General features: G+C 58.1%; 19 protein-coding genes and 2 pseudogenes. 9 read left to right on the top strand and 12 right to left on the bottom strand.

Features of this window, described 5'->3' with window-relative positions; translation table 11 throughout:
• Positions 1-4: 4 nt before the first annotated feature.
• The gene (locus tag Q8X48_RS23000; protein WP_015095482.1) at positions 5-763 is read right to left on the bottom strand and encodes an ABC transporter substrate-binding protein; all 759 of its coding nucleotides are present in this window, start codon (positions 761-763) and stop codon (positions 5-7) included.
• A 168-nt stretch (positions 764-931) separates the two neighbouring features.
• Between Q8X48_RS23000 and Q8X48_RS22995 the strand changes: the two genes are divergently transcribed.
• Both Q8X48_RS22995 and Q8X48_RS22990 read left to right on the top strand, forming a co-directional pair.
• Positions 932-1,708, top strand: a complete 777-nt coding sequence (locus tag Q8X48_RS22995) for an IclR family transcriptional regulator (protein WP_407802557.1) — start codon at positions 932-934, stop codon at positions 1,706-1,708.
• 218 nt (positions 1,709-1,926) lie between these two features.
• Positions 1,927-2,064: pseudogene (locus Q8X48_RS22990) on the top strand (transposase domain-containing protein); the annotation flags it as partial.
• Between the two features lie 61 nt (positions 2,065-2,125).
• On the opposite strand, the gene Q8X48_RS22985 reads toward Q8X48_RS22990, so the two are convergent.
• From Q8X48_RS22985 to Q8X48_RS22960, 6 genes are all read right to left on the bottom strand, one after another.
• Complete coding sequence (locus tag Q8X48_RS22985; RefSeq protein ID WP_407802556.1) at positions 2,126-3,070, bottom strand: DMT family transporter; 945 nt, start codon at positions 3,068-3,070, stop codon at positions 2,126-2,128.
• A gap of 80 nt (positions 3,071-3,150) precedes the next feature.
• Positions 3,151-3,882: a helix-turn-helix transcriptional regulator gene (locus Q8X48_RS22980; protein WP_015095487.1), complete on the bottom strand. Its 732-nt coding sequence runs from the start codon at positions 3,880-3,882 to the stop codon at positions 3,151-3,153.
• Between the two features lie 216 nt (positions 3,883-4,098).
• The gene (locus tag Q8X48_RS22975) at positions 4,099-4,866 is read right to left on the bottom strand and encodes an IclR family transcriptional regulator (protein ID WP_015095488.1); all 768 of its coding nucleotides are present in this window, start codon (positions 4,864-4,866) and stop codon (positions 4,099-4,101) included.
• A 120-nt stretch (positions 4,867-4,986) separates the two neighbouring features.
• Complete coding sequence (locus tag Q8X48_RS22970; RefSeq protein ID WP_015095489.1) at positions 4,987-6,306, bottom strand: MFS transporter; 1,320 nt, start codon at positions 6,304-6,306, stop codon at positions 4,987-4,989.
• Positions 6,307-6,388: 82 nt separating this feature from the next.
• A complete protein-coding gene (locus tag Q8X48_RS22965) occupies positions 6,389-7,588 on the bottom strand; it encodes a CaiB/BaiF CoA transferase family protein (protein WP_407802555.1) in 1,200 nt (399 codons plus the stop codon).
• Positions 7,585-8,526 (bottom strand): hydroxymethylglutaryl-CoA lyase, encoded by a 942-nt coding sequence (locus Q8X48_RS22960; RefSeq protein ID WP_407802554.1) that lies wholly within the window; start codon positions 8,524-8,526, stop codon positions 7,585-7,587. Before Q8X48_RS22960 ends, Q8X48_RS22965 begins: the two co-directional genes overlap by 4 nt.
• Before the next feature lie 332 nt (positions 8,527-8,858).
• On the opposite strand from Q8X48_RS22960, the gene Q8X48_RS22955 reads away from it, so the two are divergent.
• The gene (locus Q8X48_RS22955; RefSeq protein WP_407802553.1) at positions 8,859-9,785 is read left to right on the top strand and encodes an SMP-30/gluconolactonase/LRE family protein; all 927 of its coding nucleotides are present in this window, start codon (positions 8,859-8,861) and stop codon (positions 9,783-9,785) included.
• Between the two features lie 107 nt (positions 9,786-9,892).
• Positions 9,893-11,179, top strand: a complete 1,287-nt coding sequence (locus Q8X48_RS22950; protein WP_095967598.1) for a CitMHS family transporter — start codon at positions 9,893-9,895, stop codon at positions 11,177-11,179.
• Positions 11,180-11,549: 370 nt separating this feature from the next.
• Here Q8X48_RS22950 and Q8X48_RS22945 read toward each other — a convergent pair whose 3' ends face one another.
• Positions 11,550-11,918: a DUF427 domain-containing protein gene (locus Q8X48_RS22945; protein ID WP_015095494.1), complete on the bottom strand. Its 369-nt coding sequence runs from the start codon at positions 11,916-11,918 to the stop codon at positions 11,550-11,552.
• Between the two features lie 258 nt (positions 11,919-12,176).
• Between Q8X48_RS22945 and Q8X48_RS22940 the strand changes: the two genes are divergently transcribed.
• From Q8X48_RS22940 to Q8X48_RS22930, 3 genes are all read left to right on the top strand, one after another.
• Complete coding sequence (locus Q8X48_RS22940) at positions 12,177-14,123, top strand: DNA topoisomerase III (RefSeq protein WP_407802552.1); 1,947 nt, start codon at positions 12,177-12,179, stop codon at positions 14,121-14,123.
• Between the two features lie 180 nt (positions 14,124-14,303).
• Positions 14,304-14,807, top strand: coding sequence for a GNAT family N-acetyltransferase (locus Q8X48_RS22935; protein WP_015095496.1), 504 nt, complete (start codon positions 14,304-14,306; stop codon positions 14,805-14,807).
• Between the two features lie 523 nt (positions 14,808-15,330).
• A complete protein-coding gene (locus Q8X48_RS22930; protein ID WP_407802551.1) occupies positions 15,331-15,660 on the top strand; it encodes a hypothetical protein in 330 nt (109 codons plus the stop codon).
• 189 nt (positions 15,661-15,849) lie between these two features.
• Here the strand turns inward: Q8X48_RS22930 and Q8X48_RS22925 are convergent.
• Together Q8X48_RS22925 and Q8X48_RS22920 are read right to left on the bottom strand one after the other, a co-directional pair.
• Positions 15,850-15,996: pseudogene (locus tag Q8X48_RS22925) on the bottom strand (transcriptional regulator CynR); the annotation flags it as partial.
• 12 nt (positions 15,997-16,008) lie between these two features.
• Complete coding sequence (locus tag Q8X48_RS22920; RefSeq protein ID WP_407802550.1) at positions 16,009-17,511, bottom strand: aldehyde dehydrogenase family protein; 1,503 nt, start codon at positions 17,509-17,511, stop codon at positions 16,009-16,011.
• 389 nt (positions 17,512-17,900) lie between these two features.
• On the opposite strand from Q8X48_RS22920, the gene Q8X48_RS22915 reads away from it, so the two are divergent.
• Positions 17,901-18,407, top strand: coding sequence for an HvfX family Cu-binding RiPP maturation protein (locus tag Q8X48_RS22915; protein WP_407802549.1), 507 nt, complete (start codon positions 17,901-17,903; stop codon positions 18,405-18,407).
• A 198-nt stretch (positions 18,408-18,605) separates the two neighbouring features.
• Here Q8X48_RS22915 and Q8X48_RS22910 read toward each other — a convergent pair whose 3' ends face one another.
• Both Q8X48_RS22910 and Q8X48_RS22905 read right to left on the bottom strand, forming a co-directional pair.
• Positions 18,606-19,580: a nitrilase-related carbon-nitrogen hydrolase gene (locus Q8X48_RS22910; RefSeq protein WP_407802548.1), complete on the bottom strand. Its 975-nt coding sequence runs from the start codon at positions 19,578-19,580 to the stop codon at positions 18,606-18,608.
• A 102-nt stretch (positions 19,581-19,682) separates the two neighbouring features.
• Positions 19,683-20,615, bottom strand: coding sequence for a GlxA family transcriptional regulator (locus tag Q8X48_RS22905; RefSeq protein ID WP_095967256.1), 933 nt, complete (start codon positions 20,613-20,615; stop codon positions 19,683-19,685).
• A gap of 156 nt (positions 20,616-20,771) precedes the next feature.
• Between Q8X48_RS22905 and Q8X48_RS22900 the strand changes: the two genes are divergently transcribed.
• Positions 20,772-21,434, top strand: coding sequence for a glutathione S-transferase family protein (locus Q8X48_RS22900; RefSeq protein WP_407802547.1), 663 nt, complete (start codon positions 20,772-20,774; stop codon positions 21,432-21,434).
• Positions 21,435-21,545 lie beyond the last annotated feature (111 nt).

Raw genomic sequence — 21,545 nt, 5'->3', positions numbered from 1 at the left:
GCGCTTAGTTAAGCTTCCACTTCTCGACAATGCGCGCGAGGGTGCCATCTGCCTTGATCTTGGCAATGCCCTTATTCACTTCAGCGAGCGCCTGCTCATCGCCCTTGCGCAGAATCAGGCAGACCTCACCCTTGATCTGAGGCTGATAGGTGTCAACCAGCCGCACCTTCTGCAGGGAGCCTAAAGACATCTGGTACGCCAGGATGGGACGGTCGCCGAATCCGGCCTTGATCCGCCCCAGAGACAGGTCGCGGGTGAGGTCCGCGATCGAGTCATAGCCACGGACTTCCTTGAAGATGCCGCGCTTATTGAGCGCATCGAGGAAGATGGTGCCGACCTGGGCACCCACCACCTCACCCTTGAAGTCATCCATGCCGGTGTACGACGTATTGTCGTCAGCCCGCACCACCAAGCCCTCGCCGTACTCGAACACCGGATCGGAGAACTGCACGACTTTCTCACGCTCCGGGGTGCGCACCATCGCTGCGGAGATGATGTCAATTTTGCTGGCTGTCAGGGACGGGATAAGCGAAGCGAAGGTGGTTTGCGCAATATCCACCTCGAAGCCAGCAGCCTTGGAGACGGCTTCGACGGTGTCGATCATCATGCCCTGGATACTGTTGCTTTTCACATCCAGGAAGGTGAAGGGTGCTCCGGTAGCGGTGGCGCCGACCTTGAACGTCTCGGCTTGAGCAACGAGAGAAGCGGCACAGCCAGCGACCAGAGCAATGGCACAGGTGAACACACGAAGGCGAGGATACATGTTGAACACTCCAATTTGACGCGGTTCTTGTAGTTGTGAGTGGTGGACAGCCTTTGCGCATCAAAAAAAGGCCTTGAATTAAATATATATGATTTACAAAAATCGTAAAGAGATTTATAAATATCGCATATCGATATTTAAATCAGAATCAGCAAAAGAGATGGCGCCATGATCGAGAACGAAAACAGCCTCTTCAATCAGTCTCTAGAGAAGGGTCTAGCCGTACTGCGTGCATTCAACGCACGCCAGCGGACAATGAATCTGGCAGAAATTGCCGAGGCAGCCGGCATCAACAAGAGCTCTGCACAGCGCATGATTTTCACCTTGGAGGCGTTGGGGTACGTGTGTAAAAACCCTCAATCCAAGCGTTTCCAGCTCACTCCACGCGTCATGGAAATCGGTTACAACTATCTGGCAGCGGATACGCTGGTAGACGTCGCCAACCCTTTTCTCGCCGAATTGGCTGAGCTCACGGGGGAATCGACGAACCTCACCGAACCGGTCGACCTGGAAATGATCTACGTGGCTCGTTTCGTAGCCCCCAAGTTCATTCCGATCCACCTGCCTATCGGCAGTCGTATACCGATGTACTGCACGGCTTCTGGCAGGGCTTACCTAAGCGCCTTGAGCGATGAGGGGGTTAGTGAGGTGCTGGTTGCCAGTGATCTGAAGCGTCATACCCAACACACCCTGACAAGAGTGGACGAGATAGTCAGCGAGATTCAGACAATCAGAGATAACGGCTATGCCGTTAATCTGGAGGAGCTTTACCTCGGAGATATGACCATTGCAGCACCTATCATCAACAGTCAGCATAAACCAGTGGCCTCGGTGCACGTGGTTGCGCCGACCAGCCGATGGACTTTAGAGGAGGCGCAGCGACGGATAGCTCCAGCGGTTATAAAGTGTGCCCGCGCAATCAGCACCTCGATACGTTCTCTCTGATGATGAATTGGAATCACCCTGAGTAACGTGATGCATAGACGGAGCATGCCGCCCTCTGCGTGCTCCGGTCATGTGATTTGACGAGCGCTGACTACTTTCGATTGCCCCCACAGTCTGAGCGTTACAAAAACACCTCAACGTCAAAGAGATAGAGCTTGCGGCCAAAGTACGCTGTCGGGCGAGGCGTCATTGACCAGCGAAAATGCCCAACCAATGACTCGGCGATCATGAGTCTGATCCTGTCGGCGCGGCTCAACGGACATGATCCGTATGCTTACTTGAAGGAAAGTCTTACACGCCTGCCGACGCAGCGTGCAAGTGAGCTCGCCGAGCTGTTACCGCACCACTGGACGCCACCGCATCGGATTGACAGGGGCAGTCAGCATTACTCTAAAAGCCTTGGCGTCACTGTCCGAGCTAAACAACCGGAGAATGAAGGGGAGTACGATGACAATTCAGACACCAGACGACACCGGTCACCAGCAGTGCAATCGCCACCATTTCATATGACTCGGGCAACCGATATTCCCATAAAAATCCAAAAACGAGCGCCGCTAACGTCTCAATCACGAGCACTTGCCCACTAAGTGCCAACGGTAGAAGTCGGCTCGCCTGGTTCCAGCACGCGCCACCCACAACCGAAGATAAAAGGGCTACGCCACCAGCCACCAGGAAAAAATGCAGCCATTCGGAGTTGCCATGCGTCCCGGGCTGCAAACCCAGGACAGGCACCGCCAAAAGCAGTGACTGAGCGCCAGTCATGATCCCTGTCAGCAGTGCCCAGTCATGCGAGGAAACGCCTGCTACCTGAACCAACCGACGAGCGTTGCTCACTGCGAACCAACTCCACGTCACTAATGCGCCCGTCGCGCATAAAATCCCGGCGATGTTTGTCAATGTATCGGGCCTGTCTCCATTGATCAGTGCATGCCAGCTGATAAGCACGACTCCACCCACAGCGCAGCACAGCGAGGGGACGAGCTTGCGCAAAGAAACGGCGTTGACGTCATGACGACCTGCCAAAGTGACGAGCACCGGGATGAGTCCGACAATCAGGGACGTTGTGGCAATGCCAACCAACTGCACACCGGTGCCCACCAACGCGTAGTAGATGAGGTTCCCTATCAGGCTAAGCCAGAAGAGTGACTTCCAATCGGCCATAGTGAGATTGGCGCAAACGCGCCTCCAGCGCGGCATAAGCAAGACCGCCGAGATCGCGCCATAGCAGAGGAATCTCAGGACGGCGAATTGCAGGCCACTCAGCCCCGGGGTTAGCTGGGGGCCGAGGAAAATCACTCCCCAACACAGGCCCGCACAAACCCCGTAGACGATGCCCTTGAGCAGAGATCGATCAGCAAACATTTCACCCGCGCTCCAAAGCGTAATGGATTAAGTCTGGAGCAGCTGACTCGGGGGAGTATTGTCGGTAACTGTGGGATTTTTTACCCAGACTGTTTTTGCGCTTTACGATAAACCGCCGGGGTCGTAGCGCTCACACGTTGCATGGTCCTGGTCAGCGATGCCTGATCGGAGAAGCCTGCACGCAAGGCAATCTCGGATATCGGTAATGAGGTTCCACGCAACCATCGCTGCGCTTCTTGTATGCGTAAATCAGTCAGCCACGCTTGAGGACTCATCTCGAACAATTGCCGGAATCGCTGGTGCAGTTGACTCATGCTCATGTTTGTTACTTGAGCCATCACTTCGTTGCTCCAGTTAGCTCCAGGATTCGCCCGAAGACGGGCGATCAACTGCTCCATGGGGTCTGATAAACAGCAGGTATCCGGGCTAAGGGACGACAAAAGCAGAGGGCCCAACTGTGAGGCCGCGATGGATAGTTGCGTGTTGCCTATCAACTCAGCGAACTCGATAAGCCGACGTGTCGCTGGGGGAATAGGCACATATATTCTCTGAGCAAGACGCCCGATCTGGAGTGTTTCCAACGTCGTAGGCGCACAATCCAAAACCAAAAAGCGGCTATCGACGTTAGTGAGCTGCGAATGCACCGAGCCGGGTGTCACAAGCGCTGCCAATGACTGATCAATGCAGCCCCCGCGCCCGTCTACGTCAATTTCCATTCGGCCATGAATCGGCAGTACCAATTGAGTATGGTCATGATGGTGGTGGTTAGGGTTTTCCCTCTCGTAGCTGCGAACTTCAAGACTTAGAAACATTAGTGCACCATCCGGCCCGTCTGGTGATTCGATATTTGACGTCGCAAAACGCCCGCGCGCACCTGCATCAGGTCAGGCTTGGGCCCCCAGATCCTAACACCTGCTCACCAGACCGTTAATCGCACAAGCTGTGTTGGCCATACGCTTACATTTAGTGTGCGGCATCGACCGGTTGAATCCACAGGTGTGAAGCGGTCATTGAGTAATGGAGGATACTTACGGGTTCAGTTTTTTCAGCGCATTTCGCAATTCTGTATCACTGCCGCCTAACGCGCTTGTTGCAATAGCAGCATTGCGTAAAAGGATCGACGCGGCATGCTGGATATGCTCTTGCAAGAGACGGTCTGAGGGACCCGACAGCGTCAGCGCCCCCTTGAGCTCATAGCCCATGGAGAATACCGGTACTGATACAGCGGTCGTTTCCGGATCCCTTTCACCAAAAGAACAGGCCCAAAAGCGCTCACGCACCTCCGCCAAAAGGGGATCTGACTGTCGAGAAAAAGCACGAAGAATCTTCCCTGATGCACCTGCTTGCAATGGAAAGCGCGCGCCTTCGAGTACGGAAACACGCACCGCTCGCTTAGGCTCAACCCGAAACAACACGACTCTGCTACCGTTTTCGAGCACATAGAAAGAGGACGTTTCACCGCTCTCCTCGGTAATGGACTCCAGTAATGGATAAATGACATCGCGCAGACGGAAGGATGCCTGGTACAGCTGTGACAGACGAAGAGGCTCGGGTCCGACGGAGTAACTGCCATCGCTCAAGCGCCGTACAAATCCGGCCTTCTCCAACGAAGTAATCAATCGCAGGATCGTACTTTTATATAGCCCGGTACGCCTCGCGAGCTCGGCCAACGTCAGGCTTTCTTGCTCGGCTTGAAAGGCCGAGAGAATCGAAAAAGCGCGATCGACAGCCGCGACGCCGCCTCCTTCCGCACTGTTGGACTGATTAGAAAGGCTTGTGTCGGATTCGGTGTTCATAGCCACTCAACGTGAGGTCTGAGCTCGCAGGCGATCCAGCAGCACTGGAGCCGCTGGATCACCCACAAGAAAATTTTAGTGGGCCTAAGATACCTTCTGAACAGCCATGGAGCCAGCGTGTCACTCCTCTCGCAGGAACAGGCGTAACGACACAACCATCGCGGCGGCCAAAAACATGATGCATCCCATCACCATTAGCCCCGCGGTGAATGAACCGGTGTAATCCTTGAGAAACCCCATCAGATAGGGCCCCACGAAACCACCGAATGCACCAATCGAGTTGATCAACGCGATACCACCCGCCGCTGCCTGGCCGCGAAGGAACTTGCCTGGCAACGTGTAAAAGATGGTCTTGCCGGCGATCGTACCGACCAACGCCAGAGAGATACCGGCCAGTGCTGGAACCAGTGCATTCATCTGCAGCGCAAATAGTAGCGCCAGGCCTGCAAGGAGCATCGCAAGCGTGAGGTTGAAAATGCCCTTACCGGTGCGATCGACATGTTTTGCCCAGATCAAAAGGCCAATGGTTGCGAAAAAGTAGGGAATCGCTGCTACCCAACCAATCATGCTGACTTCGACGCCATGCGCCTTGAGCATCTGCGGCAGCCAGATGCCGATCCCGTAGGAACCCAACGTGAAGCTGAACGTGATAGAGCTGAGAATCCAGACGCGAGGATCCTTCAGCGCTGCCTTGAAACCGTGGCTGTGATGGCCCTTGCTCTGTTCTTCAGCCAGCATGCCCGCGATCAGCTCACGCTCGCCGGGTGTCAGCCATTTGGCTTCTGCCGGGTGGTTGGTCAGCACCTTCAGCGTGATCAGCCCCAGAATACAGGCCGGCATCCCTTCGATGATGAACATCCATTGCCAACCTGCGAGGCCAAGGAAGCCATGCATTTGCAAGAGCCAAATGGACAGTGGCCCGCCTACCAGGAATGAAATCGGTGTGGCCACCGTGAACCACGCAAGCACCCTGGTGCGGTACTGCGCCGGAAACCACAGCGTCAGAAAGAAGATAACGCCAGGAAAGAAACCCGCCTCGGCGATACCCAGGATCAGCCTCACCACATAGAAACTGTAAGGCCCGACGACCAATGCAGTTGCGGCAGCGGCCAAGCCCCATGTGATCATGATCCGGGCCATCCACAGCCTGGCGCCAAATCGATACATCGCCAGGTTGCTGGGCACCTCGCACAAGCAGTAGCCAAAAAACATGATCCCTGCACCAAGGCCGAATTGAGTGGCCGTCAGCCCCAACTCTTCGGTCATCTGCAACGCCGCATAACCGACGCTGGTGCGATCCAGATAATTGAAAAAGTAGGCGAGTGCAAGTAACGGGATCAGACGCCAGGCGGCCTTGTGAAGGACGCGGGTTTGTTCCGCATCAAGCGGCTGCGCCGTTAAGCCGTTAGGCCGCTGGGTAGATGTCGTGACAATAGCCATGACGGGGTTCCTCAACTTTATTTTTATATGGCGGACGGCGAGAAAACCATCAGCGAATTTGCTACACAGTCGATCAGGAGAATCAGCGGACGATGCCGCATCCGCGCAGGGCTTCAATGTCCCCTGCCGCATAACCCATCTCTTGGAGTAGCGCCTCGGAATGGCTGCCTAACCGAGGCACATTCAGGCGAGCATCCAGGCGCTGACCATTCATCTCGAACGGCAACATGGGCACCTTTACTTCGTCACCGTTTTCCAGGGCGAGATGTGCCAGGCCTCCAGACACGTTCAGGTGCGGATCCTCGAATAGATCCTGCGGGCGCTGGATAGGCGAAAACGGCAAGCCTGCCTGCTCGCACAGCGCCATGACCTCTTGCTTGCCAAGGGTTGCGAGCCGCTCCTTGACCAAAGGCAATATCTTCGAGCGAGCCTGAACGCGCTGTGTGTTCCTGGCGAGATCAGGGTCACGACCCAACTGTTCAAAGCCAAAAGCCTGACAGAAACTGGCCCATTGACTGTCGCTCACCACGCCCATGAAGACCTGATCATCATCAAGGGTGCTGAAAACGTCATAGATAGCCCACGCTGAAAGGCGGCTGGGCATCGGGGCTGCCGGCTTACCGGTGGTCGCCATTTGCATCATGTGCTGACCGACCAGAAAGGCCGAGTTTTCAAAAAGTCCGGTCTGAACAAACTGCCCCTCACCGGTCGCCTTGCGCTGCCAAAGTGCTGCAAGGATCGAGATGGCGCTGAACATGCCGCCCATCACATCGTTGACCGAAGCGCCGGCGCGTAGCGGACGACCTTCAGGGCCGGTCATGTAAGCGAGCCCCGTCATCATCTGCACGACTTCATCCAGTGCCGTGCGGTGTTCGTATGGACCAGGCAAAAAGCCTTTCATTGAGCTGTAGATAATGTCGGGTTTGATAGCCTTTACGTCGTCATAACCCAGCCCGAGTTTTTCCATCGCTCCTGGGCGAAAGTTTTCTGTGACTACGTCCGCGCTTTCAATCAGCTTGCGGACCGCGGCCATGCCTTCCGTTGTTTTGATATCGACTGCAAAGCTCTTCTTGTTCCGGTTGTAGGTCATCCAGTAACCCGCGCCAGAACCCGTCAAGCGCCGGGTGTTATCGCCCTCTGGGGTGGGCTCGACCTTGATGACCTCGGCGCCGAGATCGGCAAGAACCAAACCGCAGGCGGGGCCCATCACCATGTGCACAAACTCGACAACCCGGATACCCGCCAACGGCAAGGTCTGGATGTTCTGATTTTGCCTGCTCATCGCGCGCCCCCGGCATAGTGAAAGTTTTTACCGACACCCGCGTCAGGAATGAAGCCGTAGAGCGGCTCTCCTGGCAGGCCCTGTTTTAGCCACTCACGAGCGGCGACGAGTTTGTCGATATCGACACCGGTGCGCAGCCCCATGGATTCGAGCAAATAGACCAGATCTTCAGTCACGATGTTGCCCGAAGCACCTGGTGCGTAGGGACAGCCACCGAGGCCGCCTTGCGACGCATCAATGGTGGTGACACCTGCTTCCAGCGCGGCCACCACGTTGGCCAACCCTTGGCCACGAGTGTTGTGAAAATGTGCGCTACCCGCTTTTGCACCTATCTCACCGCGCAGCCGGTTGAACAGACGGCGAACTTGAGCGGGGTTCGCGTAGCCGACGGTATCGGCCAGCCCGACCTCATCAACGCCCAATTCGACCATGCGCAAGGCCATGCCAATCACGTCCTGCTCGCGGACTTCGCCCTGGATCGTGCAACCAAATACCGTCGACAAACCGGACTCGATTTCTACATGAGGAAAGCGCTCGTTTCGAAGACTGACAATGGAGCGCACCTCTTCGTAAACCTGCTCATGCGTCTTTCGAATGTTGGCCAGTGAGTGAGGCTCGCTGACGGAAATGGGCAGCGTGATTTTTTGCACGCCGGAATTGAAGGCGGCCTCTGCCCCCTTGAGGTTGGGCACCAGGGCGGTGACGAACACATCAGGTCTTTTACGCAGGTGAGCCACCAACTCGGCTGCGTCCGCCATTTGCGGTAACAGCCTGGGCGAAACAAATGAGCCCACCTCGATTTCTCTGAGTCCGGAATCCGCCAATGCTGTCAGCCACTTGAGCTTCAACTCGGTCGGCATCGTCGCGTTGACACTTTGCAGGCCATCACGCGGGCCTACCTCGCTGATCAGGATGTCTATGTTCTTCTTGTCACTCATCGCCGGTACTCTGCGTATTGATTTGTGCGCATTCTGTTGTGCAGAACGTTGTTCTGATTTAAATCATGAGCGCATCAATTTCACGTGTCAACATCCCTCCTTCCGAATCAGAAAAAACGGCCTGCCTCCCGCTAAAGCATCCAGTTCATACGTAGTGCTGATAGCGCCTTTCGACGATAAAGCAGTTGACAGGAATGAAAATTACATCGAAATTTATTCTATTAGAAAAAACATCGTTCTTTCTGACAGAACAATAACGATGCAGCGCAAAGACCGAATCACCTTCAACCGGGTGACTGCTCTCTGCGCCGCCTTATGTAGGAGTTGCTCCTGTGAGCCTGTATGCCCCGCCGCGCGATTTATCGACCCGAGTGTTTACTACGTTGCCGGAAACCTTTTGGAAGGACGGTGATTCGGATTGGGTGCGCGCCAACAAACCCGGGCAGAAGGTCAAAAGCTTTCTGGAAGGGCCATCCTTCGACGTACAGGGAAATCTCTACGTAACAGACATCCCCTACGGGCGTATTTTTCGAATAGACCCACAGGGCAAATGGACCCTTGTCACCGAATATGACGGCTGGCCCAACGGACTCAAGATCCACCGCGATGGCCGGATTTTCATCGCCGACTACAAGCAGGGAATACTGGTTCTCGACCCTGAAACCGGCTCAATCGCGCCGTTTCTTACCCACAGCCGTAGCGAAGGATTCAAGGGTGTAAACGACTTGTTCTTTGATAGAAACGGCAAGCTCTACTTCACCGATCAAGGTCAGAGCGGCCAGCAGGATCCCACTGGCCGGGTGTACGCCTACGACATGGATAAGGAAATTCTGACTCGACTGATCGACAACGGCCCAAGTCCGAACGGACTGGTCATGGATCTCCAGCAGAGTGCTCTGTTCGTCGCGATGACGCGCGCAAATGCCATCTGGCGCCTGCCGATTCAGAAGGATGGAGGCACCAGCAAAGTGGGGATCTTCACCGCAATGGCCGGGGGTGTCAGTGGTGCCGATGGCATGGCATTGGACTGCGCCGGCAATCTTTACGTGTGCGATGCCGGAAACGCCTGTGTCTGGGTATTCGATCCCCACGCCGTGCCGCTGTATCGCATTCGGTCCTGTACCGATGGACGCACCCTGACCAACCTGGCGTTTGGTGGCGAGGGCAACAAGCAATTGTTCATCACTGACTCGTCCACCAGCACCGTATTGGTTGCCGATCTCGAACACGCCGGTCTGTCGATGTTTTCCCACAGCTAACTCGATGAAGCGCTGAAGCCTGTGTGCATCGCGCACGGGGTTCGTTCGGCCTGAAAAAAGCGCGCCCTCACTGCCCGTACCCTACAACACCAATAAAAGGGATACCCATGTTGATCTTCTTAAGCTACGCCATGATCGCTTGTTTCATGTATTTGATCATGAGCAAACGCCTGTCACCGCTGGTCGCGCTACTGCTCGTCCCTGTTGTATTCGGATGCCTGGGCGGCTTTACGACTCAGCTCGGCGCCATGATGTACGACGGCGTGAAAATGCTGGCGCCCACCGGCATCATGCTGACCTTCGCGATTCTGTATTTCTGCCTGATGACTGACGCTGGACTGTTCAATCCGCTGATCAAAGTACTGTTGCGCCTGGTAAAAGGCGACCCTCGCAAGATCGTCGTGGGCACTGCAGTTTTGGGGTTGTGTGTCGGACTCGATGGCGACGGCGCGACCACTTACATTATTGCCACCGCTGCCTTCTTGCCGCTGTACCGACTGACCGGCATCCGCTTACAGGTGATGGCAACCGTTTTACTGATGGCCATTGGTGTGATGAACATCCTGCCATGGGCCGGACCGTTTTCTCGCGCAGCCAGCGCCATGCATGTCGATATCACTGAGCTGTTTCTGGAGATGGTACCGATCATGATCGCCGGCGCGGCCTGGGTTGTCCTCGCCGCCTGGTGGCTGGGGCGCATGGAATATCGCCGACTGGGTGTGGTAACAGTCAGTGAAGACGACGTGCTTGAGGGGTACGCACATATTCGCCTCAAGGACCCAAAGTTCCTGTTTAACGTCGTGCTGACGCTAACGCTGATCACCGGCATGATGCTCAGCCTGATGCCCCTGCCGATCCTGTTCATGCTTGCTTTTGGCCTGGCTTGCCTGGTCAATTACCCAAGCCTGAAACAGCAAAAAGAGGTCATCGCTCGTCATGCTGACAACGTCATGGCGGTCACCCTGCTGATCTTCGCCGCAGGCATATTCGTCGGCATCATGAGTGGCACCGGGATGATCAAGGCGATCTCGGATAACATCATCACGATCCTGCCGGAACAGGCTGGCCATTACATGTCGTTGGTCACCGCCCTGCTGAGCATGCCGTTCACTTATGTACTGACAAACGATGCATTTTACTTTGGAGTGCTACCCATTCTCGCCGAAACGGCGGCTCACTATGGAATCAGCCCGAACGAAATGGCGATTGCTTCGCTCATCGGCCAACCCGTTCACCTCCTCAGCCCCCTGGTTGCATCGACCTATTTGTTGTGTGGCCTGCTTGATATCGATTACGGCGATAACCAGCGAGTCTCCCTGAAATGGACACTCGGCACAGTTCTGGTGATGTTGTTGGCCGCCATCGCGATTGGCGCGATAACCGTTGTCAACTGAGACTGGAAGCCCGCATCGAACATGGCTGGGACATCGGCGATGCCACGCACCAGCAACGTTCGCCACCCCCTCGTTTCACTCGCTGGCCGAGGGGAATCTTCATGCAGCCCACCGGCGACTACCTGAACATTCTGAAGATCAAGCCTGCGATGTGCACAACACGGGCAAGCGTGGACTACTTCGCTGACAGCGTGGATCGGATTCTATCGGAAGGTTTGTAACGACCATGGACCTTACAAGCCAACGGCCATCGGCTTGCAACACAACGCAGTGCTGTAACCGTATAGCCAGAGCGCATTGCCTGGATCGTAGAGACGCGTAACGTGGGTCTCGACAAAAACTGATCCGCCCGGCTGGCTGACGGCGCCCATCAAACCTCCACATCCAACAACTCAAACTTCACCTGATCCGGGTAGAACGCCACGTATTCGCGTATCTGCTGCACCGATATCTTGGGGTTCTCATAACTCCACACCGCATTGGCACTCTCATGCCCCGGCACCTGCAAACTGAAATAACTCGCATCGCCCTTGTACGGGCAATAGCTGGTGTGGTCGGTGCGGGCGAAATATTTCTCGTCGATATCCTCCCGCGGCACGTAGTACACCGGTGGGTAGTTGGCCTCCAGCAACACCAGGGCCCGCGCCGAGGCGGCTACTTGAATACCGTGAAACCTCACCAGCAGACAGCCAGGCTGCTCGGCGATGGTGATGACAGGACTAGGACCGGAGCTTTTCATGGAATACGTTCCTCATGACGGTGATGGACCTGCAAATCGATGATGTGGGAGCGTGGCTTGCCCGCGATGGGCTGCGCAGCAGCCCCAAAACCTGAGACCACGGTTTATCAGGTATAACCCAAGTTTTACCCTCGCGACGGCTTCGCAGCCGAACGGGAGCTACACATCAGGCTGTACATCCATACAGATAAAGATTGCTCCATCGTCCATCAAGCGCCATTCTGTGCACCCCTGACACATAGATCGACGATGGTGGTTATGCGGCTGTACCTCTGTGAAAAACCTTCCCAGGCCAAAGACATTGCAGCCGTGCTCGGCGCCCGGCGCCGGGGCGATGGCTGTTGGCTGGGAACGGACGTCACGGTGACCTGGTGCATCGGCCACCTGCTGGAGACCGCACCGCCGGATGCCTACGACGCGCGCTACAAGCGCTGGGTGCTGGCCGACCTGCCGATCATTCCCGAAAAGTGGAAAATGACCGTCAAGCCGCGCACCGCCAGCCAGTACAAGGCGGTCAAGCGCCTGCTCGGTGAGGCGAGCGAACTGATCATTGCCACGGACGCCGACCGTGAGGGCGAGATGATCGCCCGGGAACTGGTGGAGCATTGCCGCTATCGCGGGCCGATCCGCCGCCTCTGGTTGTCGGCCCTGGATGATGCGTCCATCCGCAAGGCTCTCGCGGCACTCAAACCGGGCAACGAGACGTTCAGCCTCTATCACTCGGCCCTGGGGCGTTCCCGGGCCGACTGGCTGATCGGCATGAACATGAGCCGGCTGTTCACCTTGCTGGGGCGCCAGTCCGGCTATCAAGGCGTGCTGCCGGTGGGCCGGGTGCAAACGCCGACCTTGCGCCTGGTGGTGGATCGCGATCGCAGCATCGCCGACTTTGTGCCCGTCCCCTATTGGGCCATCGATGTGCAACTGCTGCACAACGGCACCCCGTTCACGGCGCAATGGCGAGCGGCATCCGAGGTTTGCGACGATCAGGACCGCTGCCTGAATCAGGCGCTGGCCCAACAAGCAGCAGACGCCATGCGCGGCGCGGCCAGTGCACGGGTGATCAAGTTGCGCACCGAACGGATGCGCGAAGTGGCCCCGCTGCCGTTCGACCTGGGCACCCTGCAGGAGGTCTGCTCAAAGAAACTCGGCCTCGGCGCCCAGGAAACCCTCGACATCGCCCAGGCTCTGTACGAAACCTACAAGGTCATCACCTATCCGCGCAGCGATTGCGGCTACTTGCCCCTCAGCCAGCACAGCGAGGCGCCGGCCATTCTGGCGGCGCTGCACCAGGCCGACCCGGCGTTGAACGCCTTGCACGATCACCTCGATCCGCAACGGCGCTCACGGGCCTGGAACGATGCCAAGGTCAGCGCTCACCACGGCATCATCCCCACCGCGGCGGCGAAGAACCTCGACAAGCTGGCAGGCAAGCAGCGCGCGGTCTACACACTGATCCGCGCGCGGTATCTGGCGCAGTTCCTGCCCAATCACGAATACGACCGCACCCAGGCCGACTTCGATTGCGCAGGCCAAGCCTTGCGCGCTGTCGGCAAGCAGATCATCGAGCCGGGCTGGAAACGCGCCCTGCCCGAGGCACTGGCTCCGACCAGAGGACGCGAAGCTCCAGCGCCACAGACACTGCCCAACCTGGCCGAAGGCATCGATTGCGCAGTGGCCGGCGTGCAACTCAAGGACCTCTGGACACAACCGCCAAAGCCATTCACCGAAGGCGATCTGATCAAGGCCATGAAGAACGTCGCCAAACTGGTGGAAGACCCGCTGCTCAAGCAAAAGCTCAAGGACACCACCGGCATCGGCACCGAAGCGACCCGTGCGTCGATCATCCAGGGCCTGCTCGACCGTGGCTATCTGGTCAAGAACGGCAAGGCCCTGGCCGCCACGCCGGCTGCGTTCAGCCTGATCGACGCCGTGCCGCGGGCCATTGCCGACCCGGGCACCACGGCGATCTGGGAACAGGCCCTGGACATGGTGCAAAGCGGTGAAATGAGCCTTGAAGAGTTCGTCACCAAACAGGCGGCGTGGATGAGCAAGCAGGTCAGCCGTTGCGCCGGACTGAGCCTGACCATCAGCGGTCCGCCGCCTACCGGATCCGCCGCAGCCCCCTGGAAGAAAAAGCGCAAGAGCGCCCCGCGCAAACCAGCGAGCGGCACCAGGCGCAGGGCAAAACCGGCAAGCAAAACGTAGACCTGACACTGAGCCTTTGTGGCGAGAGCTTGCTCCCGTTGGGCCGCAGAGCGGCCCCATTCCCTAACAAAATGAATGGGCCTGCTGCGCAGTCCAGCGGGAGCAAGCTCCCTCGCCACGGATCGTGCGATGCCGACCATAATCGATGGTGTCCCTTGGCCGATCAGGAGCCCCCCCCGTATGTCTTCGATAGCACTGCACGCCGCCCAACGCGACGAACTGGAAACCATCGAAAACCTGATGCAGTTCTACACCTACGACTTCAGCGAATGGTTGCCGCTAAAGCTGGGTGAATCCGGATTCTTCAACATCCTGCCCATGCCGGAGTACTGGCGACACCCGGCCACCCGACCTTTCCTGATCAAGGTCGACGGGGAACTGGCCGGCTTCGTGACCGTGGATAACCGGACTCATCTCGCCGGTGCCGACTACAACATCGGCTATCTGTTTGTCAGTCGACGCTTTCGTGGCCGGGGTGTCGCGCGATTTGTCGTTTCCACCCTCTTGAGTCAATTCCCCGGTCAATGGCAGATTTTCCATCTCGAGGCGAATCAGCCGGCGCGCCTGTTCTGGGCCACCGTGATGCCGGGGCTCGGCGTTGGCGGGCTCACCTTGCATCAGCAGCAGGTAGACGGTCATCCCTGCACTTTTTACCGCTTTGAGTGTCCGCCTTTGTCGTCCTGACCGACACACCCTCGCCTCCCACCGCTAATTCCGAACAGCTTTGTCCGACAATATGTAGTGACTGAAAATAATCACTACAAAACCGTTGACGCCTCCGTTTTGCCCTTGCATGATGCAGACGTCTCCCCGATCGGGAGTACAGGCAACACGTTTGAGCAAGCTCGTCTGACCGCCGAGCTGTTTTTCCCGGATACACGCTGCCCACAAGGCAGATTGAAGAAGCTGACCTGGCCTGAACGTCCAGTACAAGGGCGAGAAGTCTTGGCGAGCAATCCTCATGATGCTTGTGGCCGACCCTGAAAATGTCGGCAGTGGCCTTAAGGTTTTCGCCGCTTCTCTTCGTTGTGACGCTATTGCGTAGCAGTTATTCAACACGACTACATGCAACAGACGCAGGACCCCGCCCGATAAGGCGGTCGAACGCTGACGTCCTGGTTTCGGTGCCAGGGATCAACTAACCGATGGGCTACCTGTATTAGCGAATCAACTTTGAAAGATCACCAATTGGTCAAGGGGCTTTATGATGAATCTGAACAATCAACCAACTATCGATGAACTGGCTCGTATGTTCGCTGCAAAGAAAGACAGCCACGACAGCCATATTCTCTGGATCAGCAAGTGTGGCCAGGTTCATATCGACCCCCTGTCGCCGCACGCCCATGAAGCAGAGTTCGACCAGAACAACCAGAACCTGCTTGCCCGACTGAAGATGTACCGTCGCGGCCAGGGCTATGTCGGCAAGAAGGCCGCGGCCGACAAGGACTTCATCGGTAGTGTTCTGCAAACCCTGAAACAGGCCTGGGCCTCGATGCAGAATCAGAACGAAGTTCGGGTAATTGACCGGTTCTACTAATTGAATGAGTCGTCACTGACTTATTGAAAAACAGGGCCTGCTCCCAATAAGGAGCAGGCTTTTTTTATGCCTGAACGAAGATCAACTGTGGGAGCGGGCTTGCTCGCGAAGGCGGTGTGTCAGATAACACTATGTCAACTGATACACCGCATTCGCGAGCAAGCCCGCTCCCACAAGGGTATGTGGTGCTTAAGAAACATTCGCCCCCATCACCAGATCCACAAACGCTACCGACGCCGCACTGTGGTAGTTGTTCTTGCGCCGCAGCAACGCGGCCCCGCGTTCTGGCGCTGCCCCCTGCATGGAAAGCTTGCGCAGTGCCCGATCCTGCGTGGCGTTTCCCCCGTCTCAGCGTTTGACGCCCAGATCGGTCTGGGTCATGCGGCTACGGATGGTGAACACGCCGTCACCCGAGAGAATCGCACTGCGCGCAAACAGGCGCCCGCTCTCCCAGTTCGAAAGGCCCAGTTCCGGCTTGTTCAGCGCGTACTGGCCGTCGACCCAACGGGTGATGCCATTGCCGACAAAAGGCGCGTTGACTGCGTTGTAGAAACGCTCCTGGGTCTCGGCGCTTTCACTGATCAAGGACACGGTGAACTGCGGGCTGTAGCGGTTGAACAAGGCAATGGCAGTGTCCAGGTCGTCGACGATTTTCAGGCTGACTTCCGGGGTTTCTTCCCACTCCCATTCGCGGCCCAATTGATCTTCCGGCAACGGCTCGGCCTGGGCTTCGGTCTGATAGCCTTCGGCGCGGTACACCTCGACCGTGGCAGCCAGCCAGTCTTGCGCCAGGTGCGACTCGCTGCCTTCGACGATGTGCAGCTTGCAGCCCTGCCCCCGCGCGGTGCCGGCCTGCTTGAGTGCGTCGAGGAACAGCGGCACCAGTTCAGCGGCGCGGTCGCGGTGAATCAGGCAGACGTTCAGGGTGTTGCAGACTTTGCGGTCCAGGGAGTTGCGCACCACGGCGGCAAAACGCTGGGCGTCGGCATCGGCGTTGGCGATCAGCCAGGCGCCACCAGTACCGTGCAGGCTGACCGCCGTGCCGGCCTGCTGCGCGATACTGCCCAACTGGCTGACGGCGCGACCCGAACCGCGGGCCACCGCCAGTGACAAGCGGCGGTCAGCGAACATCGCCCAACCGGCGGCGTGGTTGACGCTTTCCACCAGCGACACAGCACCGGCCGGTAAGCCGGCGTCGCTCAGTGCAGGGTTCAGTGCATGAGTAACGATTGCCTGGGCGGTGCCCAACGCATCACTGCCGATGCGCAGCACGGCGGTGTTGCCGGTGCGCAATACACCGGCCGCATCGGCAAACACATTCGGCCGGCCTTCGAAGACGAACGCGACAACGCCCAACGGCGAGACCACTTGCTCGACTTTCCAGCCATCGTGCTCGACGCAGCTGATCACCTTGCCCCGACTGGCCGCCGCATCACGCCACGCGCGCAGGCCGGCGATCATGTCGCGACGCATGCGCTCATCGGCGAGCAACCGGGTGGTCGAGCGGCCGCGCGCCTTGGCCCGCTCGATGTCGGCCAGGTTGGCGGCCTCGATCAAGGTCCAGCATTGCGGGGTTTCCAGGCGTTGGGCAAACAGGTCGAAGAAGGCGCTGATCGCTTGATCAGACACCGCCGACAGCGCGGTAAACGCCGCTTGGGCGCGCTCGATCGCGACGTTGGCCGCTTGCTGGTCCGCCACGGGGATCAACAACAACTCGCCGCTGACCTGCTCCACCAGCAGGTGATCACCGGGCTGGAAGCGTTGCGCCAGTTCGGGGCTGACGACGGTGACACGATTACCGGCGAAAGGGATGGGCGTACCAGCGACTAGACGTTCGAGTGCGAGAGACATGAAGCGGTTTCACCATGCAGTGGGCGGCCGGAAAATGTATAGCAATTTCCCCGGAGCGTCACGCTTCGCACCGGTGATCCCCTGTGGGAGCGAGCTTGCTCGCGAAAGCGGTGTGTCAGGCCACATCAGTCTGGCTGACATACCGCTTTCGCGAGCAAGCCCGCTCCCACACTGGTTGTTCACTGGATGAAAAATCTCATGGTTACGTATCTCAATGTATACAGCCCCGCCCCTGACACACCCCGCACGCAAAACCCCGCCACAACGACACACCGCAGATACACCCCGTTGATGAAATACGCCGGTCGATTGGCCTGGCTGATCAAAGCGCTCAACTCACGGGGCATGCCCTTGCCCCGTCTCCCCCGACCAGAAGGAGATCATCGTCCATGAACACCTCCATTTCCTCGGCCGTCAAAGGCCTGAACCTGAACCTCGACCGTGCCGGCGACTGGGTTGCGCCCCTGGCGCTGCGAGTGTTCCTTGCCTGGGAATTCTTCGAGTCGGGCCTGGAAAAATTCAACGGCCAGAACTGGTTCGCCGATATCCAGGAGCGCTTCCCGTTTCCGTTCGACCACCTACCAGCGACGTTGAACTGGGAACTGTCGATGTGGGCCGAACTGATCTTCGCCATGACCTTGCTGGTGGGCCTTGGCACACGCTTCTCAGCGTTGAGCCTGATGGTGGTGACCCTCGTCGCCACCGCCGCCGTGCATTGGCCCGCCGACTGGCACACCCTGAGTGAACTTGCCCAAGGGTACGCCATCAGCAACAAGGGTTACGGCAACTTCAAACTGCCCTTGATCTACCTGGTGACCCTCACTCCGCTGTTTCTGTCCGGTGCCGGCAAGCTCAGCCTCGACGCACTGCTGGTGCGTTACTTCTGGCGTCGCTGAAACGCAATCTGCAACGCGGACAAACAGAAGAAAACTTCACCGGGACACACAGATAACGAAATTTCTGTAGGAGCGAGCTTGCTCGCGAAAAACCTGAGAGCACCGCGGGGTGTCAGGCTCCCCGCATCATCGTTGACCTCCATCGCGAGCAAGCTCGCTCCTACAGGTATCGGTGTTCCCCGCAATTGCGTGAACAACCTACCCAATCACTTCTTCCATCCCGGTCTGCTCGGCCAGCTGCGGATGCGCACTGCGTTCATGCACATGGGCGTGCGGTGTACGGTCAATCAGCAGGCTCAACAGTTCCGGGCGACTGTAGTGGCCGCGGGAATCCATCATGCGTTTGCGCTTGTCGATCAGGCCCATGTCGAGGTCGGCGATCACCTCGCCCTCACCTTCCTGCAACGAACCCAGCACCGTGCCATCCGGGCTGATGATCGCGGTAAAGCAGCCGCCGGAGATCGGGCCGATGGTGCAGCCGGTATCCGCCATGATCTGCGCCTGTTGCTCGGGGTACAGCCACGCCGTGGAGTTGACCACGAAACACGCGGCCTCCAGGGCATGCTGGCGAATGCTGACTTCCATTTGCGAGGCGAACAACGGACCTGCAAACGACCCCGGGTACATCGCCGCATGGATCTGTTCGCCATCGGCCATCAAGGCATAACGGGCCAGCGGGTTGAAATGCTCCCAACAGGCCAGTTGCCCGATGCGCCCTGCCGCGCTGTCGACGGCCCGCAGGCCGGAGCCGTCGCCCATGCCCCAGATCATGCGTTCATGGTAGGTCGGGGAGATCTTGCGGCGGCGCTGGATCAGCGAGCCGTCGGCATCGAACAGCAGCTGCGTGTTGTACAGCGTGCCGCCATCACGCTCGTTGACGCCGATGGACACGACCATGCCGACTTGCCTGGCCGCAGCGCCGATGGCATCGGTGGCAGGCGAAGGCACGGTGACAGCCTGGTCCAGCAGCTTGAGGTGTTCGGCGGCCATTTCGAACGGCGACTGCACGAAGGAAAAGTACGGGTAGTAGGGCACGACGGTTTCCGGGAACACGGCAAATTGCACGCCCTGTTCGCCGAGTTCGAGAATCTTCTGCACCACTTTGTCGACCGTGCCTTCACGACTGTAAAGAACGGGACTGATTTGTACGGCGGCGGCTTTGACGATGGTCATGGCGGTGATCTCACTGAGGGAAAAGTTTCAACGAGATCAATATTACGCACATCATATAAAGGCTTGAATGTCGTATATACCACTTTTCAGGACATCAACAAATCAACCCCGACTGGCCCGCTGAATCACCTGCGGCGGCTGCCCGAAGGCACGAATAAAAGCGCGGCGCATCCGCTCCCGATCACCAAAACCGGTGTCCGTCGCCACCACATCGATGGAGTGCCGTCCGGTTTCCATCATCAACCGGGCCGACTCGACCCGCAGGCTTTCGATGGCCTTGGCCGGAGACTGGCCGGTTTCGGCATGAAACACCCGGCTGAATTGCCGGGGGCTGAGATTGGCCGCGCTGGCCAGCTCCTCGACCGACAGCGCGGACTTGAGATTCTGCCTGGCGTAGTTCAGCGCGGCCTGAATCCGATCGGTCTTGGGGGCAAGCTCCAGCATCACTGAAAACTGCGACTGTCCGCCGGAACGCCGGTGGTACACCACCAACTGCCGCGCCACCTGGCGTGCAAGGTCGGCACCCAGGTCCTGCTCCACCAACGCCAAAGCCAGGTCCACGCACGCGCTCATGCCCGCCGCCGTCCACAGATGACCATCATTGACGAAGATCCGGTCTTGCTCGACCTTCACCTTCGGGTACGCCTTGCGAAAGGCCGGCACATGCGCCCAGTGGGTGGTCGCCCGCCGACCATCAAGCAAACCGGCCTCCGCCAAAGCCGTCGCCCCTGTGCAAATCGAGCCCAGGCGTCGGGTGCCGTGACTGGCGCGGCGCAAAAACGCCAGCATGCCCGCAGTGGTCGGGCGGATCAGGTTGTCGCCCAGGACCAGCAGCGTATCGAACGCGCGCTGGTCGAACGCTTCGGTCTGCACGGCAAAACCGGCGGACGTTTGCACCAGGCCACCCGGCTCGGACAACAAGGCAATGCGGTACAACGGTTCGTCACCGGCACTGTTGGCCAATTCGAAGGCGGCACACATGGCCAGCCCCAGAACCTGAAAACCGGGGTAAACAATGAGTCCGATCTGGTGCATGGCGGTATGACCCTGAACGTGGCATGCCTGATATTCAGGCCAGGATCTGTACTCTAACCCGAACAGCCCGCACCGGACATCATGATGGAGCGCCTCGCGCACTGGCCGATGGCGACGGATAATGAAGCGGTTTGCATCTCACCGAGGAATGGAAGGATGTCATTGACTCTTTATTTCCACCCGCTCTCGTCGTTCTGCCACAAAGCACTGATCGCCCTCTATGAACTGGACATCGAGTTTGAAAAACGGATTATCGACCTGGGCAACGACGCCGACCGGGCCGAACTTCAAGCGCTGTGGCCGATCGGCAAGTTCCCGGTGCTTCGCGATCTCACCCGGCAAAAGAACGTGCCGGAGTCGAGTGTGATCATTGAATATCTGGACCGGCTCCATACCGGCCAGGCGCACCTGATTCCGTACGATGGGGAAGCCGCCCTGGAAGTGCGGCTGTGGGATCGTTTTTTCGACCTCCACGTCCAGGTGCCGATGCAGAAGATCGTCGCTGACCGCCTGAACGCCGCCAACGGCGACCTGACCCGCGAGCGCGCCGCGCTGACAACGGCGTACGGCCTGCTTGAACGGCAACTGACGGCACGAACCTGGGTGGCCAGTCCGGCATTCAGCATGGCCGATTGCGCCGCCGCCCCGGCGCTGTTCTACGCCAGCACCCTCGTCCCCTTTGCCGACGATCATCGCCACTTGCGCGCTTATTTCGACAGGTTGACCGAAAGGCCCTCGGTCAAGCGGGTGATCGACGAGGCAAGGCCCTGGTTTGCCTGGTATCCGTTTGCCGAGGCCATCCCGGAGCGCTTTCGCTAGAGGCTCGTGCACAAAGACCTTGCGCAAGCCTTGGCTGCACGCGGGTTTGCGAGGGAACATCCGGAACATGAGTAACGAGCGCAAAAAACCGACGAATCGACGAATAACAAC

The organism is Pseudomonas sp. QLc11A (assembly GCF_052112305.1).
Taxonomy (GTDB): domain Bacteria; phylum Pseudomonadota; class Gammaproteobacteria; order Pseudomonadales; family Pseudomonadaceae; genus Aquipseudomonas; species Aquipseudomonas laurylsulfatiphila.
Note: the sequence above shows the minus strand (reverse complement) of the source record. Positions and strands in the feature narration are given on the sequence as shown.

Excerpts from the sequence above, each read along its gene's own strand:
- Q8X48_RS23000 (WP_015095482.1), bottom strand. The coding sequence starts at position 763 with ATGTATCCTCGCCTTCGTGTGTTCACCTGTGCCATTGCTCTGGTCGCT.
- Q8X48_RS22995 (WP_407802557.1), top strand. The coding sequence starts at position 932 with ATGATCGAGAACGAAAACAGCCTCTTCAATCAGTCTCTAGAGAAGGGT.
- Q8X48_RS22985 (WP_407802556.1), bottom strand. The coding sequence starts at position 3,070 with ATGTTTGCTGATCGATCTCTGCTCAAGGGCATCGTCTACGGGGTTTGT.
- Q8X48_RS22980 (WP_015095487.1), bottom strand. The coding sequence starts at position 3,882 with ATGTTTCTAAGTCTTGAAGTTCGCAGCTACGAGAGGGAAAACCCTAAC.
- Q8X48_RS22975 (WP_015095488.1), bottom strand. The coding sequence starts at position 4,866 with ATGAACACCGAATCCGACACAAGCCTTTCTAATCAGTCCAACAGTGCG.
- Q8X48_RS22970 (WP_015095489.1), bottom strand. The coding sequence starts at position 6,306 with ATGGCTATTGTCACGACATCTACCCAGCGGCCTAACGGCTTAACGGCG.
- Q8X48_RS22965 (WP_407802555.1), bottom strand. The coding sequence starts at position 7,588 with ATGAGCAGGCAAAATCAGAACATCCAGACCTTGCCGTTGGCGGGTATC.
- Q8X48_RS22960 (WP_407802554.1), bottom strand. The coding sequence starts at position 8,526 with ATGAGTGACAAGAAGAACATAGACATCCTGATCAGCGAGGTAGGCCCG.
- Q8X48_RS22950 (WP_095967598.1), top strand. The coding sequence starts at position 9,893 with ATGTTGATCTTCTTAAGCTACGCCATGATCGCTTGTTTCATGTATTTG.
- Q8X48_RS22945 (WP_015095494.1), bottom strand. The coding sequence starts at position 11,918 with ATGAAAAGCTCCGGTCCTAGTCCTGTCATCACCATCGCCGAGCAGCCT.
- Q8X48_RS22940 (WP_407802552.1), top strand. The coding sequence starts at position 12,177 with ATGCGGCTGTACCTCTGTGAAAAACCTTCCCAGGCCAAAGACATTGCA.
- Q8X48_RS22935 (WP_015095496.1), top strand. The coding sequence starts at position 14,304 with ATGTCTTCGATAGCACTGCACGCCGCCCAACGCGACGAACTGGAAACC.
- Q8X48_RS22930 (WP_407802551.1), top strand. The coding sequence starts at position 15,331 with ATGAATCTGAACAATCAACCAACTATCGATGAACTGGCTCGTATGTTC.
- Q8X48_RS22920 (WP_407802550.1), bottom strand. The coding sequence starts at position 17,511 with ATGTCTCTCGCACTCGAACGTCTAGTCGCTGGTACGCCCATCCCTTTC.
- Q8X48_RS22915 (WP_407802549.1), top strand. The coding sequence starts at position 17,901 with ATGAACACCTCCATTTCCTCGGCCGTCAAAGGCCTGAACCTGAACCTC.
- Q8X48_RS22910 (WP_407802548.1), bottom strand. The coding sequence starts at position 19,580 with ATGACCATCGTCAAAGCCGCCGCCGTACAAATCAGTCCCGTTCTTTAC.
- Q8X48_RS22905 (WP_095967256.1), bottom strand. The coding sequence starts at position 20,615 with ATGCACCAGATCGGACTCATTGTTTACCCCGGTTTTCAGGTTCTGGGG.
- Q8X48_RS22900 (WP_407802547.1), top strand. The coding sequence starts at position 20,772 with ATGTCATTGACTCTTTATTTCCACCCGCTCTCGTCGTTCTGCCACAAA.